At 71.3% G+C, this 15,681-nt stretch carries 12 protein-coding genes; 7 read left to right on the top strand and 5 right to left on the bottom strand.

Translation table 11 applies throughout. The features are described 5' to 3' along the window. Positions 1-26: 26 nt before the first annotated feature. Entirely contained in the window at positions 27-4,700 is a 4,674-nt protein-coding gene (locus FRADC12_RS14395) for a DEAD/DEAH box helicase (protein ID WP_045877045.1), read from the bottom strand. Between the two features lie 77 nt (positions 4,701-4,777). Beyond that, entirely contained in the window at positions 4,778-6,421 is a 1,644-nt protein-coding gene (locus tag FRADC12_RS14400) for a serine/threonine-protein kinase (RefSeq protein ID WP_045877046.1), read from the bottom strand. 98 nt (positions 6,422-6,519) lie between these two features. Here FRADC12_RS14400 and FRADC12_RS32285 point away from each other — a divergent pair, with 98 nt between their 5' ends. The 3 genes from FRADC12_RS32285 to FRADC12_RS14425 all read left to right on the top strand — a co-directional run bounded on the left by FRADC12_RS32285 (position 6,520) and on the right by FRADC12_RS14425 (position 9,232). Beyond that, positions 6,520-7,050 carry a hypothetical protein gene (locus FRADC12_RS32285; RefSeq protein ID WP_198152901.1) on the top strand — a complete coding sequence of 177 codons (531 nt, stop codon included), beginning with the start codon at positions 6,520-6,522 and terminating at the stop codon, positions 7,048-7,050. An 827-nt stretch (positions 7,051-7,877) separates the two neighbouring features. Then, a complete protein-coding gene (locus FRADC12_RS14410) occupies positions 7,878-8,210 on the top strand; it encodes a hypothetical protein (protein ID WP_045877047.1) in 333 nt (110 codons plus the stop codon). A 677-nt stretch (positions 8,211-8,887) separates the two neighbouring features. Beyond that, positions 8,888-9,232, top strand: coding sequence for a hypothetical protein (locus tag FRADC12_RS14425; RefSeq protein WP_198152902.1), 345 nt, complete (start codon positions 8,888-8,890; stop codon positions 9,230-9,232). A gap of 1,019 nt (positions 9,233-10,251) precedes the next feature. Here FRADC12_RS14425 and FRADC12_RS14430 read toward each other — a convergent pair. The 3 genes from FRADC12_RS14430 to FRADC12_RS14440 form a co-directional block, all read right to left on the bottom strand. Then, positions 10,252-10,845 (bottom strand): PIN domain-containing protein, encoded by a 594-nt coding sequence (locus FRADC12_RS14430; protein WP_045877051.1) that lies wholly within the window; start codon positions 10,843-10,845, stop codon positions 10,252-10,254. A gap of 3 nt (positions 10,846-10,848) precedes the next feature. Continuing rightward, positions 10,849-11,307: a helix-turn-helix domain-containing protein gene (locus FRADC12_RS14435; RefSeq protein WP_045879593.1), complete on the bottom strand. Its 459-nt coding sequence runs from the start codon at positions 11,305-11,307 to the stop codon at positions 10,849-10,851. A 440-nt stretch (positions 11,308-11,747) separates the two neighbouring features. After that, positions 11,748-11,939, bottom strand: a complete 192-nt coding sequence (locus FRADC12_RS14440) for a hypothetical protein (RefSeq protein WP_232303793.1) — start codon at positions 11,937-11,939, stop codon at positions 11,748-11,750. A gap of 1,002 nt (positions 11,940-12,941) precedes the next feature. Between FRADC12_RS14440 and FRADC12_RS14445 the strand changes: the two genes are divergently transcribed. The 4 genes from FRADC12_RS14445 (at position 12,942) to FRADC12_RS14455 (ending at position 15,597) form a co-directional block, all read left to right on the top strand. After that, positions 12,942-13,223 (top strand): hypothetical protein, encoded by a 282-nt coding sequence (locus FRADC12_RS14445; RefSeq protein ID WP_198152903.1) that lies wholly within the window; start codon positions 12,942-12,944, stop codon positions 13,221-13,223. A gap of 144 nt (positions 13,224-13,367) precedes the next feature. Continuing rightward, entirely contained in the window at positions 13,368-13,493 is a 126-nt protein-coding gene (locus FRADC12_RS33830; RefSeq protein ID WP_255355193.1) for a hypothetical protein, read from the top strand. 54 nt (positions 13,494-13,547) lie between these two features. Beyond that, positions 13,548-14,807, top strand: coding sequence for a hypothetical protein (locus FRADC12_RS14450; protein WP_045877053.1), 1,260 nt, complete (start codon positions 13,548-13,550; stop codon positions 14,805-14,807). A gap of 601 nt (positions 14,808-15,408) precedes the next feature. Further along, positions 15,409-15,597 (top strand): hypothetical protein, encoded by a 189-nt coding sequence (locus FRADC12_RS14455; protein ID WP_045877054.1) that lies wholly within the window; start codon positions 15,409-15,411, stop codon positions 15,595-15,597. Positions 15,598-15,681: the final 84 nt, after the last annotated feature.

Here is a 15,681-nt window from a genome sequence, read left to right on the forward strand (position 1 = left end):
GCTCAAGACGGTGCTCGGTATGCTGCTCAGTCATCTCGGTCATCGTCGGCGTGCAGTCCGGACAACGACCGGAGAATTGCCAGGGCCGCGCCGCGTGACAGATCTTCATGGTAGCGCTCGTTGCCGGCGGTCCGTAGGCAGCCGTAACAGGATGTCTCGAGGCCACAGTCACACGCGCTTACCCGCCGCAGAGCGGAGTCGACGACGATATCCAGCGACGCGGCGATACGCGCCGCGCTGCCCGCCCCGCCGGGGACGGTGTCGAACAGCACCAGACCACTGCGTCCGTCGGCACCCGCGTGCACGACGCCGTCGATGTCGCTCCGGCCGATCTCCAGGCCCTCGGCGCAGCCTTCCAGCAACGCGTAGAGCAGCGAGTGCCACCGCGCCCGCTCGTCGGTGCCGGAGCCGGTGGCGCCCAGACCGGGCGCGTCGACCTGGACGCGCAGGATGTCGGTCTCGTAGGTGTGCGCCAGCGACCGCCAGCGCAGCGGGCCGGTACACGGCTTGCCGCGCAGCGGGTTGATGTGCGACTTGGGTGCGCGGCCGTGGTTGGCGCCGCCCCAGCCGCACCAGTCGCAGAGCAGGAAGCCCGCGCCGCCCGGCCCTTCGGACAGCGACACGAGCCGGCCCCGCGTGCCGCTGTGGCACCAGGCCATCGCGCCGTCCGCCGACCGCCAGCGGCTCTCGCTGAGCTCCGCACCGAGGGACACCACGTGGACGCCGCCGTTCCAGACGCGCAGCGGCGGGGCGGTGCCCGGCTTGGCTGTGCGCGGGTCGGCCACGAAGCCGAACTCGGGCACGCAGTACTCCCGCACCGGCCCGTCGGCAGGCCGCCCGCAGGCCGTGCACGCCGGTTCGAGGTCGTCGCCGCCCTCGCGGTAGTGCTGGCAGCCGCGGCAGACCGTGTAGGAACGGGTGATGAGCTCCCGGCCGGGCAGCCGGTAGATCCCGGCGCTGCGCCACAGCACGCCGCCGGCGACCAGCTCGGAGCCGGGCGCGTACTCGTGGATCGCCATCGCCAGGTCACGGGTCAGTTCGAGGCGCGCCCCCACCTGGGAGTCGCAGTGCGCCGTACGCAGCTCGACGGTGTCGACCGGGAACCCGTACTTGGGCAGGATGTTGCGGTTGGCGAGGAACCCGATCAGCGACCGCCGGGTGATCGTGTTGATGGACCGCTCGAACCGGGCGGCCAGGTCGCTGCGCCGGGACTCGAACGCCTCCTTGCGCCGCTCCTCGAACAGGGCGACGTCCTGGGCGAGCTCGGCGCGGACCGCCGCCAGCAGCGCGTCGAGCTGGTCCACCCAGGCGCCGGAGTCGAGGCCGATCTGCTCGTGGACGGACTTGGGCAGGACCGCCCTCAGCGCGGCGTCGACATCGTCCGGTACCGGCGTCAGGAAGCCGCGGACCAGCTGTGACGGCGCGGAGAGCGGGCCCGGCCGGCCGGTAGCCCCGCCCCGCTCGCCGAGGAAGAAGGCACCCGCGGTCTTCCATTCCTGGCCGGCGTCCTCCTTCGCGTCGCGGAAGAACGCCGCGAGCGCCACCGAGTGCGCGTGGCGCCGGTCGATCCTCGGGTTCCCGAGCGGCACGTAGGGGGCGCGGACCTGGCCGGTCAGCATCGTCTCGGGCGCGGCGTAGCGGGACAGGTCGTGGGAGCGGCGCTGCGCGTAGGTCAGCACGAGGGCCGGCGAGCCCGCGCGGCGGCCCGCCCGCCCGGCCCGCTGGATGTAGCTCGCCGTGGTGGGCGGCATGTTGCGCAGCAGCACGGCGTTCAGCGCGCCGACGTCCACGCCGAGCTCGAAGGTCGTGGAGCAGGACAGCACGTTCACCTCCCCGGCCAGGAAACGCTGCTGGATGTCGGCCGCCTCCAGCCCGGTCCACTGGGCGGTGTGCTCGCGGGCGGTCAGGGAGACCGGCGCGGTGCGCTGGTAGAGCGCCCGGTAGTGCTCGTCGTCGTTGTCGGTGGCGGCGGTCACCGGCGCCAGCCGGCCGGCGCAGCGCAGTGTCGGGCAGACGCCGCGCACGGACACGGAGACCCGGCGGCGGCACACGTCGCACTGGTGCAGGTCCCCTGCGCCGCCCGGCGCGAGCGTCAGCCAGGTGTGGTCGACCTGGTAGACCTGGCCGGCCTTCGGCAGCGCCGCTCCGGCGAGCCAACCGCCCCGGACGGCGGTCAGCGCCCGCCAGCAGCCGGCCAGCGTCTCCCGCGGGTCGGCACCGCCCGCGCCGAGCACGCGGCGAACGTAGTCCAGGCGCCTGTTGACACCGCGGGTCGGCAGCCAGCTGAGCACCTTGAGCTTCGCCTCGGCGCCGTCGACGCGGACGTAGATCGGTCCCCGGCGCGGGTCGAACATCTCGTCCGCCGGGTCGACCTCTTCCGGCATCGACAGCGCGCCCTGCAGCCGCAGCGTCCGCGCGAGCTCGCCGAGCAGCAGCCAGCACTCGTCGGCGGTGAGGCCGAGCGCGAGCAGCGGGGCCGGCGCCCGCCACGCCGGGTCGACGTCGAGGGCGACACGCAGCAGGCCAAGACCTTCCAGCGACTGCCTCTCGTCGAGGGCGATCAGTTCGCGCGCCACCCAGCGGGCGGTCTCCCGCCGGCGTGCCTGCCGGGACTCGCGGCGCCCGAACACCCCGGCGGCCCCGGCCTCGGCGGCCACCGCCTCGATCAGGTCGTCCACGGAGCACGAGGGGTCGGACGCGGTCGCCCGGGCCAGCCCGTCGAGGATCAGGCGGCGCTGCTGTACCAGCGCGTGGCTGGACTCGAGATACGGCGCGAAGAACGCGGCCGCCTGCCTGCTGTCGCTGAACGCCAGCAGCTTGCGGCCGCCTCCTGGCCGCCCGGCGAACTCGTCGTCGGCGGGCAGCGCCTGGTAGAGAGCCGTCGCGAGGACGGCGGCGGAGGCCTCGTTGCCGCTCTCGAACAGCCGGATCATGCCGGTGCCGCGCGCGCCGCACGACAGGCAGCCACGCGGCGTCCCGGACCGGCCCGGCAGCCGGCGCACCGCACGCAGGTACGCGGCGGAACATCCGCACGGGGCGACGGCGCCTGTCGCGGTGGGCGCGTGCAGCGCGCCGCACCTGCCGCACAGCAGCGCGTCCTTCGCGTCCTTCGCGTCCTTCGCGTCCTTCGCGTCCTTGGCGTCCTGCTCGGCGGTCTCCTCGAACGCGGCGTCGTCCTCGTCGGCCCCCTGCGCCGCGTCCTCGGGCTGCGCCGCGCCCCGCGGCCGCGGCGTGTCTCCGAGGACGAGCCAGGCGCGTCGGTCGCCACGCGCGACCCGGGAGGTGAAGTACTCCCCGGATCTCTCCTTGCGGATGACGCCGGTGAGATGCACAGCGCCGCACCGCTTGCAGCACCCGAACTCGAACACCGCGGCCGAGCAGTCGGGGCAGACCTCGCGCCGGGCCAGTGCGACGTGCGGCCCGCCCCCGCTCCCGGCGTCACCCGCGAGGCAGGTGAACGCGCCCTCGGTGGCGCGGGCGAACAGGTGGTAGCGCGCGGACAGCACCGGCGCGCCCGAGGCGTCCCGGGTCGCCGTGCCGAGCGCGACCAGTTCCGCCAGCCGGGCCCCGGAGATCCCCGCGGCCGCGGCCAGATCGGTGGACAGGCGCGGCCCGCCGGCGAGGAGCGCGCGGACCTGGCCGAGGCCGGCGGCGTCGTCCAGCCCCAGGCCGGGGGCGTCCCGGACCGGGCCGTCCGGCGCCGTCACCCGGGTGGCCTGGACAAGGTCCTGGCGGGTCGGGTTGCCGGGGCTCCACTCGAACGGGGCGTCGAACAGCTTCGCGGCGAACTCCATGACGGCCGCCGGGCTGTCGCCGACCGTGGCGGACGTCGCGATGGCCTGCAGCGAGCGGGCGGAGTCCGCTCCCTGGAAGAAGACCTTCTGCTTGAGCCGGCGCAGCAGCATGCCGACTTCCTCGGCCTTCGCCCCGTCGTAGACGTGCGCCTCGTCCAGCACGACGAAACGCCAGTGCCCGCCGTGCGGCCCCTCGAACAGGTCCATGTCCGCGGGGCGCAGAAGCAGGTACTCGAGCATCGCGTAGTTGGTCAGCAACAGATGCGGCGGGCTGTCGCGCATCTCGGCCCGGGAGAGCAGCTCGTTCGGGAGCCTGGCCTCGCCCGGGTTCAGGGCCTCGAACAGGGAGGCGCCCTCGGCGGGCCGCTCCGGTGTCTCCCCGGTGTACCGGCCGAACGTGATCTCGGGTGTGCCCGCGAGCACCTGCCGCAGGCGGCGCACCTGGTCGTTGGCCAGGGCGTTCATCGGGTACAGCAGCAGCGCCCGGACCCCTGGGCCCAGCGTCCCGGCTTCCCGCTGTCGGACGAGCTCGGAGAGGACCGGCAGCAGGAAGCTCTCCGTCTTGCCCGACCCGGTCCCGGTCGCGACGACGAGGTTGCGGCCCGCGGCGGCCTTGCGGATCGCCATTTCCTGGTGCGCGTACAGCGGCCGGTCCAGCGGCAGCGCGGGCCCGCCTAGCCGGGCGAACCCGCTGGGCAGGACACCGTCGGCGATCAGCTGCCGCAGGCTGGCGCCCGCCGCGTACGGCGGTGTCGCCTCGAGCACCGGCCCCTTGGTCAGCAGCGGGCTGGCGTCGATCGCGTCCCGCAGCGCCCGCGCGAGCTTCGGGTCGCGCACCGGCAGCAGCGACCGCAGGTAGCGGCGGTACGTCAGGCTGAGGTGCTCGGCGGTGGCGATCACGTCCATCGCTGAAGGATCTCGCGTCGGGATTTCCCGCTGTTCGGGGCCCTCGCGGGTGGCCCGCGCGAGGGGGAGGCGCGGTGTCAGGCCCGTGTGACCGTCCACGGATCATTGGCCGGGCCGGCGCCGGTCACGGTGGCGAACGTCACGACGGTTCCGTCGTCGACGGTGATGGTGAGCTCGGTGTCGCCGTGGACGGCCGCCGTGTCCAGGATGCGGCGCAGCGGGTAGCGGCCGTCGCGCAGCGCCCCCAGGACCTGGACGGGTTCTCCGCCCGCCATGACCGTGATCGCCGGTGGCGTGGCGGCGCCCGGCAGGTCGATGCGCAGCAGGCCCCCGCGCCACAGGTCGTCGTGGGTGAGGCGCAGCGGGCCCGTGTGGTGCCACCCGGTCCCCTCGGCGCCGCTGCCCGGTTCGGGATCGATCCGCAGCCGCAGGTGCGGCGGGGTCACGGCCAGGCGCTGGACCACCGCGCCGGCGACGCAGGTGACCTCCCGCGTCACCGTCTCCTCCTGGTACGCGGCCGCGGCCGGGGAGACCGTCATGCCCGGCGGGGCCGAGATCACCGCCTCCGCGGGCTGGAGCCCCCTGGCGCTGGTGAGCCGAGGGGCCGGGTACGAGGTGACGCCCAGGCCCTCCGCGAGCACCACGGTGCGGCGCAGCCCGGGGATCACAGAGATCACGAGCTCGCCGAGCAATGGCCGCCGCACACCGCGCCACAGGACGTCCGGTCGCCACGTGTCACCGGTCGTCGTGACACTCGCGAGGGCGGCCCCGGAGTCCGTCCGCCGCGCCTCGACCCGGAAGGTGGCCTGACCGGGTGGGAGCAGAACCTCGGGGGGCGAGGTGAGGACGGGCCTGCCGGCGGCGGTCGTGACGCCGGGGATCGGCGGGCCCGTGCGCAGCACCGGCCTGGTCCGGCCGCGCACGAGGCGACGGCTGTCTTCGGCATCGGCATTGTCGCCGAGGGCGATCCAACAAGCCCCCCGCAGGTCCACCTGGATGAGGCGCCAGCCACGCCAGGCCAGCGGGAGCGTGCTCGTCACGAGGGTCCGAACCGGCATGTCGGAGCGCAGTTCGGCGCCCGCCGGGCAGAGCACCCAGACGGCGTCGGCGGGCAGCGCCCCGTCCACGAGTGCCCCGTCCTCGTCGAAGGCCAGCAACGTGGCGCCCTCGGCGGTGATCTCCTCCGGCAGCGCCGCGCGGGCCTGTCCCGATACGCCGTCCGTCAGGAGGACCCCGCCGCCGAACGGGTCAAGGCGCGCCTGGCCCACCCCGTCGGAGCGGTCGCCCTCGGAACCGGCGTGGTCCTCCGGCGTGGTCGCATGGGCGAGCACGGCCACCTCCGCGGTGGGCTCGGCAGGCAGTCCCAGCGCCCCGAGCGCCGCGAGGAACGCGTCGCCCCACTCACGGGCGGACCGCGCACTTGACCGCAGCCCAGCGGCCCGGTGCCAGGCAGGCCAGAACGCCGTCGGGTCGGACCCGGCCGCGGCGCGGGCGATCCCGACGACGACGCAGGCCGGCCACCTCCGCGCCACCCCGCCGGCCCTCAGAGCCCGGGACTGTGCTCCCAGCGCCGTGGCCACCGCCTGCGCGAGCCCAGGCTCTGCCTCAAGCCGCCCGGCGACGGCACCCGCCCGGAGCTCTCGTCGCCAGCCGGACTCGAGCAGGTCGAGCAGCCTGTCACCGGCGATGGTGCCGCTGATGGCTCTACCTTCACTGGGCACGAGGGCCTCCGAGGAATCGCTTGCGCTGTTTGTCCCGCGAGGACTGGCATGAGACGGCGTCCTCGAAGGCCTCCGGCGCAGACCTGACGCCCACGAGGGTGACACGCTGGCCGTTCGTGGACGCGCTGGCCGCCGTGCCCTGCGAGGAGATCGTCGCCTTCGCCCGCTCCGCGGACCACGGCTGGCCGGAGAGGTTCGCGAACAAGGCCAGCACCGCGCGGACGGACCGCCGGCTGACTGCCCGCCCGGAACTCGGGCCGGTGCTCCACCCGGACGACGTCATGGCCGGCAAGGTCGACGCGCTGTGCAACCGTGCCGCCGCCCGCGACTTCCTGGACGTCGACGCCGCGATCAGCGGCGGGCATTACACCCTGGATCGCCTGTGCGAGATCGCTCATGAGGCTGACCCCGGGTTTGACCGTCGGAAGTTCGCGGCCATGCTCGGGTTGATCGGCCGGCTCGATGACCACGACGATTTCGCCGTCTACGGTGTGACTCCCGACTACCTGACCGGCCTGCGGCAGCGAGTCGCGGACTGGCGTGTTCGCTCACCAGCGACTGACCAGGACTTGGCCGACCGACCGCCCCGGTGGGCGGCGGTGCGGACCATCAGTAGCCATTGGCGCTGACTCCGTGGCTGCCTACGCACACTGCATGTGATCCCCGTGCGGACCTGATCGCATTGGGGTGAGCGTCCAACTGGACTCGCGGAGAGCCTCGGGCTGGCCCTCGCGTCCAACGGCCGGTCCTCGCTCTCCGTCTATGGCTGGCACTCTGCCCCGGCCACCCCCCGCGACGGGTCGGAGAGCGGTCGATGCGAGGTGGCCGCCGCGATGGCCGCGCCACATGCCGGCGCTCCACCGACCACATACCGACCACAACGACCTTGAGGTCATTTTTAGAGCCCCAGCACGGGAAGATGATGAAGGAACCGGCAGGTCACGGACCTGTGAACGGGTGGGCCGTCAGGGACTCGACCCTGAACTCGCCGGTTAAAAGCCGGTCTCAGGCTCGGCCGGGTACGGACGGCCAAGAGTGAAAGTGCCTACGCCGCAGCACTTTCCGGCTCGGGCGCGACCGGGTACGAGTGATCCAAAACGGGCGCGATCGGGCGCCGTGTGCTTGTCGTGTGCTAGGCGGATGGCACGGCCAGCCAGCCCGTTTGACCGTGCCGAGTGCTCGGTATGCCCCGAAATTCGGCTACTGCCGGTAGCTGCCGGCCCGTGGTTCGCGCGGCCCATTCCACCCGGCTCGGCCGGGCACCCGGCCGCCTCGACGTCCGGCGCTGCCTGCATCCGATCCCGCCCGTGTGGTCCGGTCTGGCGCGGGTTCGCCGGCCGTGACCTGCGGACCACCTGCTCATGAACGGAGCTTTCCTGTGCCCATCGTCCGCACCCTGCCCGCGTCGGTTCGGCCTGCGCCTCGTCTCGTCGGCTCGGGCCGGTCGGGTGGTCAGGTGACGCGGCCGGTCCTCGTCGCGGCGCCCGCCGAGCCGGCCGGGCCGGTCGTCAGCGCCGTTCGGGACGTCGAGGCGGACCGGGCCGCATCCTCGTCGGCGCCGGCCGGTCCGCTGGTCCGAGTGAGTCTGCCGGCTGGCTGCACGGTGGCGGAGTTGCGGGCCGCTCTCCGCCGGTTGAGCGGGACGGATCGGCTCACGGACGTGGTGCTCACCAACCAGTTCGGCGACGTGTCGTTGACGTTGTTGGACACGGTCACGCTGACCGTGCAGCCGTCCGGGACGGGCAGCGCGCCGACGAGGCGGACGGCCAGCCCGGGGCGTCTCGTCTAGCCGGGATGGCGACCACCGGGCGCCCGAGCAGGTAGCGGCGCCCACCTGCACAGCGGCCCGCTTCGTCCGTCGAGGCCCGGCCGCTGTGCAGGCCATGGAACTGTGGTGGATCGCTGTAGGCCATGGAACTGCCGGCTGCGTGCCGGCCCGTCAGCGGACCGGCGGGGCGTCCCGCCAACCCGGGCGGTAGGTGTCTAGCCAGCCGTGGACGTCTGGCCGAAGCCAAAGACGGGTCTGCCCGTCGGGTCCCTCGTACCACGGCGCCGGGAACGAGCGGTCCCGCGTGATCGTGTAGGCCCGTGCCTTTCCGACCCCAAGAACGGCCCGGATCTCGGCCATACCGATCAACTCATCCGGTGTCGCGGCCCGTGGCCCGGTGCTGTGCCCCACGCGTCTCTACCCTGATTGCAGATGGGTCGATGCACGACCGGGTCTGTCGCGGTCGATGCAAACGCGCTACCGTTCCCGATTGGACGCGGGCCGCCCGAGTGGCCGGGTCCGCCGGAACGAGAACGGCCCGCCCGGTGTGGCTGCACCGAACGGGCCGCGACGCTATAGGGAGCGCCGATGGTGTCATCCTGCCCGACTGCGGGCGCCGACGTCGCCGAGCCAGTAACCGAGCCGCTGGCCGAGCCGGTTCGGTGGGCCGATGTGCCGCGCGGCCCGTGGATCGAACCGTGCCGGGCGTGCATCCTGCGCCACTGGAACCGGCGCGCCGCTGGCCAGCACGGGTCGTCCGGCCGGTGAGCGCCACCGAGCGGGCCGCCGCGCGCCACCCAGTCATGGCCGCCCGGTACGGCCAGCGCGGCGCCGGGGCGGAGTTGGACGGTGCGGCGTGCCGGGTGCGGATCGTCGGCACTCCGGCCGACGTCGCGGCGATGGTGGCCGGTATCCGCCTCGTCGCTGACGTGCAGCAGGTCAGCCCGCACTTTCCCGCCCCGGCAGACGAGGACGTGACCGTCTTCGTTCACTGCCGGCCGGTGGATGGGGTCGAGGCGCTTGCCCGCGTCGTGACCACCTGAGCCGGCGCCGGCCGGCATCCTTCCTGCCCGTCCAGCCGGCGCCACCCGACCCACCGCCCCCGGATCAACGGCGCTCCGGGGGCGGTGGCACGTTTCAGCCCCAGCGTTTCCGAACCGCCACCCGTCGCGGGCCTCCATGGGGTAACCGGCGTTCATGGGGTCGGCCGGGTTCGGGGTGTTCATGAGGTCGGCTGGGGTGGCGTCGATGGGTATGCCGGTTCGATGGGTCGGACCGGTGGGCGCCGATCGATGGGTCTGCGTCGATCGACGCCCGCCGACGGGTCAGCCCCGCGCGCCGGGGTGGTCGATCGGCTATGTGGTCGAACGGTGGCCACGGTGCGTGGCTCGGGCGGGCAGGCACGCGGGCGGGTAACCGATCGGTCAGGCGGTCGATCGGCGCGTCGGCTCGGGCCAGGTGACCGGGTGCGGGTTGCAGTCTCATGCTCGGTCGGTGGATGCTCGGACCGAACCATCGGTCAGCGTCGAAGGTGCGGGAGTTCTGGCGCCGATGGCATGCCGGGTGCCCGCTGGGTACCTGTTTGTCGTCGGTTTTCGGCGCGGACATCGGCGGTTACGGAGCCTGCCCCTGTCCGCAGCGTGGACGAGGCAACCGAGACTATCTGGTCCGACGGGTGACCATTAGCCATGGCGGTCGATTTCAGATGATTCAGGATCTAGCACGTAATCGGGCGGTTGCTCGCGCACCCCTCGCCCCACAAGACTGATCAATTCGGCTTCCTCATCGATGACCCCCGTGGCGTCTTCCCTAACCACCATCAACGCGGGGCTACTCAACCCACCACCTGGAATGGACACATCACGCCCACAACGATCTTGCTGTGTTGCGCCCTGTTGGGTGTGCTGGACTGCTTCCTCTGCCCAAACGGCGGGGGCCCGCTGCGTAGCCTTAGCCCGTGTCGGTTGCCTCCGGCCCAAGCGTGCGCCGAGCCGACTCCAGCAGTCGCGGGCTCGATCGGGCGGCAATCCGGGCAACACCGCGCAGGCCGATCGACGCCCTGCTAGCCGGCCGGGGCGTCGTCGTCCGCTGAATCGAGCGCGCGAGGGGTGCGAAGTGCTGCGACCGAATCGACAAGCCCCGCACGTTCCAACTCGTCGAGCACCTCATCGACCGACTGCGGTGGGCGCGTCCTGGAGTCGACGATCTGCTGGATGGCCCCGGCTACCTTCGGCATCGAGATGCCCATCTGGTCCAGCACGAACGCGTCAGGCGACTTGGCCTCGATGTCCCACTGCGCCAGGTATTTGGCGGGGAAGTCCCTGAGGTTGCTGGTGACGATGACCTCCGCGCCGGCTTTGATCGCCGCTGCGAGGACATGCCGGTCGTCAGGATCGGGCAGATCGAGACCTTCGACGAGCGGTTCGTAGTCGGTCACCAGGACGTCCCTGATGGCACCGTTCATGCGCTCGCGCAGGATGCCGAGCTTCTCGCCTGTGATGTCCGGGCGCTTGCGCCCGAGATTGTCGAGCATCTCGTCGAGGATCTTGTCTGTCCACTTGGCCTGGACGAGCTCTGACTGTGCGATCCGGATCAGCAGGTCGCGCACCGTGGTCCCATAGAGGGCGTTGGCGTCGTAGACCACGACGAAGGCCATGGGTCAGTACAGCCCCAGCTCTTCACCCAGCGCCGTCAGGCTGTCGGCGGTGCGTCTCCGCTGCAGGTCGTCGCGGTTCTTGTACTCGCGGAGGTCGCGGAACCTGATCCGTCGGTGGGTGCCGACCTTGCGGTACGGGATCTCGTCGGACTCCAGCAGCTTGATCAGGTATGGGCGGGAGACGTTGAGGACGTCTGCGGCCTGCTGGGTCGTCAGCTCGGCCGAATCGGGCATGACGGTAACACCCTCGCCGCGGGCGAGGGCTCCGAGGATCTGAGTCAGGAGGACGGTTGCGCCCCTGGGGACGACGAGAGCCTCGTCGCCGACCAGTTCCGCGTTGATCGTGTCTTGGTCGTCGTTCGGATGCGCTGAGAGGTATTCGCGGATGCGGCGGTGTGCTCGTCGGGCGACCTCTCGGTCGCGGTCCGTCGGTCTGGTCTCGCCGTCGACCTGCGCGGGCATGCTCATCACCTCCGGGGCCATCGGACTCGCCGACCCGCTCAACGCGTTGGCGCGGTCCTTTATTCGCATCATCCGCAGCAGCCGCAATATCCGCAAGCGTTGTGGGCAGGCCGACACGGGCTGCCCATGGCCCGCCGCGGACATCGCTGTGGTGGCTCTACGTCAGGGCATGCAGGAGGCGCCGAGGCCCGGCAGGTCGAAGGTGCCCTCGGTAGCGGTGCGTGACGCTGCGAGGAGGGGTTCGGGAAGGTTGCCCGTTCAGCGGGCCATTGGACCCACTCGGGGAGCAGGGCGGTGGCCGCCTTGGTCACGGGGCCGTCGTCCCAGTCGCCGGTCAGGCTCCGGATGGGTGAGGTCCCGTGCCAGGTTTCTGGCCGCGCTGGGAGTGGCAGGTGCAGGTCTTCGCGCGGGCAGCGCAGGGTCGGGCGACCGGCATGCGGTCACTCGTTCCAGCCGCCGACGCCGCCGAGCTGTTCGATCCGTTCTGCTGACAGGCCGGTCAGTGCGGCCACGCTTGCGGACAGGGAGCCGTCGAGGACCTTCATCGAGGCGGCCATGCCCCGGCGGATCTCTTCGCGGCGCTGGTCAAGGTAGACCCGGACGGCATCGGCGACGAAGTCCTTCTTCGACACGCCCAGGAAGCGTGCGGCCGAGGCGGCCCTTGACCAGCTCGTCGCGGACGGACATCTGGACGCCTGGAGGCCCGGGGTCTACGAACCGGAAACCGCCGCGTTCGGTGGCGGCATAGCCATGGACATCGCGCATGCCCCTCTTCGCCGCCGACAGCCGTGGCGCGCTCGATCTAGCCACCACGGACGGCCGCGGTATCGGGCGACGCGAGTTGTCGCTCCTGCTCGTCAGCGCGCTACTGCGCGGCACCGGCCTGGAGTGGTATGAGCGCGGAGACCTGTTCGACCGCGTCTGCACCGAACGACCCCTACCCCACGACGTGCCCACTGAGAAGATCGCCGATCTCAGCGAAGCTCAATCACCCGCGCGCACCACGCAGGGAAGACCACCACCGTCACGGCACACCCGCACCACCGGGAACACCGCACTACCTGATCTTGAAAATCGACCCGGGGTCGAATTTCACGGACCCCCAGGGGGTCAAATTTCGGAAACCGTTGACAGGCCAGATCACCCGAAGCGACGCGGCGAACCTGTGCGCTCTGTCCTCCAGCCAGGCGTCCCGGTTGCTGCGCGACATGGCACGCGATGGCGGACCACTGGTAGCCGCTGGCGCAGGCCGTGCGACCGCCTACGCACGCCGCGTCTGATCCCCACGCGATCTAATCGCGCATACGAGAAATCGATCGCGCGCGCGCGAAAATGCGCGCATGCCTCCGGCGTCGGTCAACAGCGTCGGGCGGCTGGGCGCCCGGGCGACCTGGCAGGCGATCTCATGGCGCCTACCTGCCGTTGCGGTCGAAGCGGCTCAGCCATGACTATCGGTCTATCACTGGCACTCTGTTCGTCCATCGGCTCCGGCCCGTCGGCGTGCTCTATGTCAGGGGACCTGAGCCGGGAAGTGGTGTCGGAGATGAGCGGTTCGTGGTCCGGGGGCCCGCCGCCTGGGTCGCGGTACGCCGACGTGCGCCCGTACGCCGTGGCGGACTCCCTCGAGGATCTTCATGTCAACGACACTTCATGGTCCGACCGCTGGAGTGGTCGTCCTGGACCGGTGGCTGGACTGGTCAGGTTCTGGCCGGTACGACCTGGCCAGCCAGGGCAGGCTGGTCCGGATGTACGAGACCGTTCTGCGTGAGGCGTCGACGAAGGCGGACCTGTCGCGGTGGCTGGATGGGCGCACGCTCGCGCAACTGTGGCGTGAGCTGGTGCTGCCGCCCCAGGTGCGTAGCCGCTGGGAGGCGCGCTTCCTCGAGTTGGCCAGCGGGCACAGGCCTGGGGCGTAGCGGCACGCGCTGTGCAACCGCGCGGCCGCCCGCGACTTCCTGGACATCGGCGCCGCGGTCACGGGCGGGCACTACACCCTCGATCGCCTGTGCGAGATCGCTTACGAGGCTGACGGCGGGTTTGATCGCCGGCATTTCGCGGCCATGCTCGGGTTGATCGCCCGGCTTGATGACGAGGACGACTTCGCCGTCTACGGTGCGACCCCCGACTACCTGGCAGGCCTGCGGTCGCGAGTCGCCGACTGGCGTGTCCGCCTCACCGCAGGCTGATCGCGACCGGGCGGGCCGACCTGTTCCTGCGGTGCTGACTGGCATCATTGGTGTATGGACCTTGACCATGCCCTACGGGTTGTTGACACCGAGATTCAGTTGTCCGGAAGCAGCGACGACGAACTTGTCGGCAAGATCCAGAGTGTGAAGGGCTTCAACGCCGACAAGGACCTCGCGCCCGCCGTCGGGTTGGAGTCGGGTGTTCGCCTTCGGCCGGTTGAGGCGCTTCACATGCTCTCCTACGTGACTCGCTCTCGCTATCAGGATGACCTTCTCGACCTGTACCTGCAGTGGGGTCGCCTCCGCTATCTCGGCTTCTTCGAGCTGACCTCCGATGAGGTGCCGCAGCTGTGTGTCAGTGAGCCTGGTCGCGGGGTCGTCGGCAACCAGAGGCGGGTCACGTCGGAAGAGCTGGGTATCGGCTTCGGCGCACTTCTCGGCCAGCGCTGGTTCGAGCGGTCAGGCGTTGCCGGCGAGGTGATCCGAGTGATCGACATCGATGTTGCGTTCCGTGACGGCCACGTACGCGCAGGCGGGGAGCGGTACCCGGTGAAGAAGGCTGGGGTGCGACGCCCTGACTATCTGCTGCTCGCGGACGACGCTTCCGTTCCCTCGCGGTACCGCGTGCGGGCTGTCGAATGTAAGGGCACCAAGTACCCCGCACATGCGATCCAGCAGCTGGCGAGTGCCGTCGAGCAGCTCGGCGGGATCAGAGTGGACGGCCGAGTCCCAGCTGGCGTGGCCGTGAGCACCATCCTGGCCGACAACGGGTTGCGATATCTCGCGCTGGATCCTCAAGATGAGGACGAGCCCAGTTACGGGGTACGAGCCGAGCGTGTACAGCAGATGCGAGGCTTCCGTATCGCCGACAATACTCGCGATGTCGACTCACGAGATCTGGTGGACGCTGGGCTGCCTGGTTCATGGGCGATGCTCGCGGACTTCGCGGGCAACCTGCCCGCCGTCGAGCGCTGGGCGCCGAGGGTCATGCGACAGCGGTTGGACCGCAGGCCACGAGAACGGCCGTTCTATGAGACCCCGTTCGGCACAGCACGCGGGACGAGCGCCACATTCGCCTTCGAGGGTCAAAGGCTGACCGTCCGCTGTGGAGTCGAAGCGAACCTCGACCAACAACTGTCCACCGGCGACATGGGCGCTGTCCTCGAAGTCCAAGCGGCCTTCGCCCGGCGTCTCCCCGCCTCGGACGCGCGCTCGCGGGCGAGCGCCAGTCCCGACCGTGCCGAGCGGGGAGATACACGCGAGGTCCATTCCGCGATGCCCGACGGCTCGATCTACTCGCTGATCGCGACCTAAGGTCGGCGAGCTTGCCGCGGACGGTATTGGTCGCGAACTCGACCTCGCGAGCATCGGCGCCCCTACGCCGCCTAACCCGCTCAGCGCGCGCTGCCGGAGTGGCTGGTGGTCGGGTTCGCGTCGATCCTTCTTTCGTCGGCGGTGACATCGGGGGAATCCTGGGGTCATCAACGCGGGGCTGGGGGCGCTGGTCGCGATCCGGTCGGTGCTGGGGATCTACACGTTGCTGAAGTTGCTCGGCGGTGCGGGGCGGCGGCGGTAACTCCGGTCGGTCGAAGGGCGGGACGGGTGGGCTTGTTGTTCGCTACCGTGGCGGAAAGATAGCGGCGGGTCATGACCCCACACGCCGGGCGGTGGAATGGCTCGGTTCTCTGCTCAGCCCGCCTGGCGGGTCGTCCGCTGGTACTCGGCGTTCTTGCCACTTCTTGCCGCGCTGGTGGCGAGTGCCCTGGGCACCGTTGCCTGCACTCCGCACGTTCGGTTTAGGTCTCTGACCAGCCCGTTTTCTTGATCACGGGGGTTTGGTCGGGTCGACTCCGAGGAGGTCGAGCACGCGCTGCTGGAGCGGGGTGGGCCGGGGGATGTAGGCGGGCTGGCCGCCGTGGGCGGGCACGAGGCGCAGGTCGGCGAGGGCTTCGAGGATGAGCCGGCCGGTGGGCCTGGCCGGGCGGCGGGCGTAGAGGCCGGCGACCGTCCCGGTCGGGCCGGCGGCGCGGCGGGCCTCGCGCTCGATCAGCGAGAACAGCAGCAGCGCGAGGCCGACGACGTGCAGCAGCCAATGCCGTTGTAAGGCGCTTGATCGCGAGGTGTGAGGTACCCGGCCGCGCCTGAGCTAACGGTGACGTTGGGTGACGGTCGGGGGTGGGGTGGGAGG

The organism is Pseudofrankia sp. DC12 (assembly GCF_000966285.1).
Classification (GTDB): domain Bacteria; phylum Actinomycetota; class Actinomycetes; order Frankiales; family Frankiaceae; genus Pseudofrankia.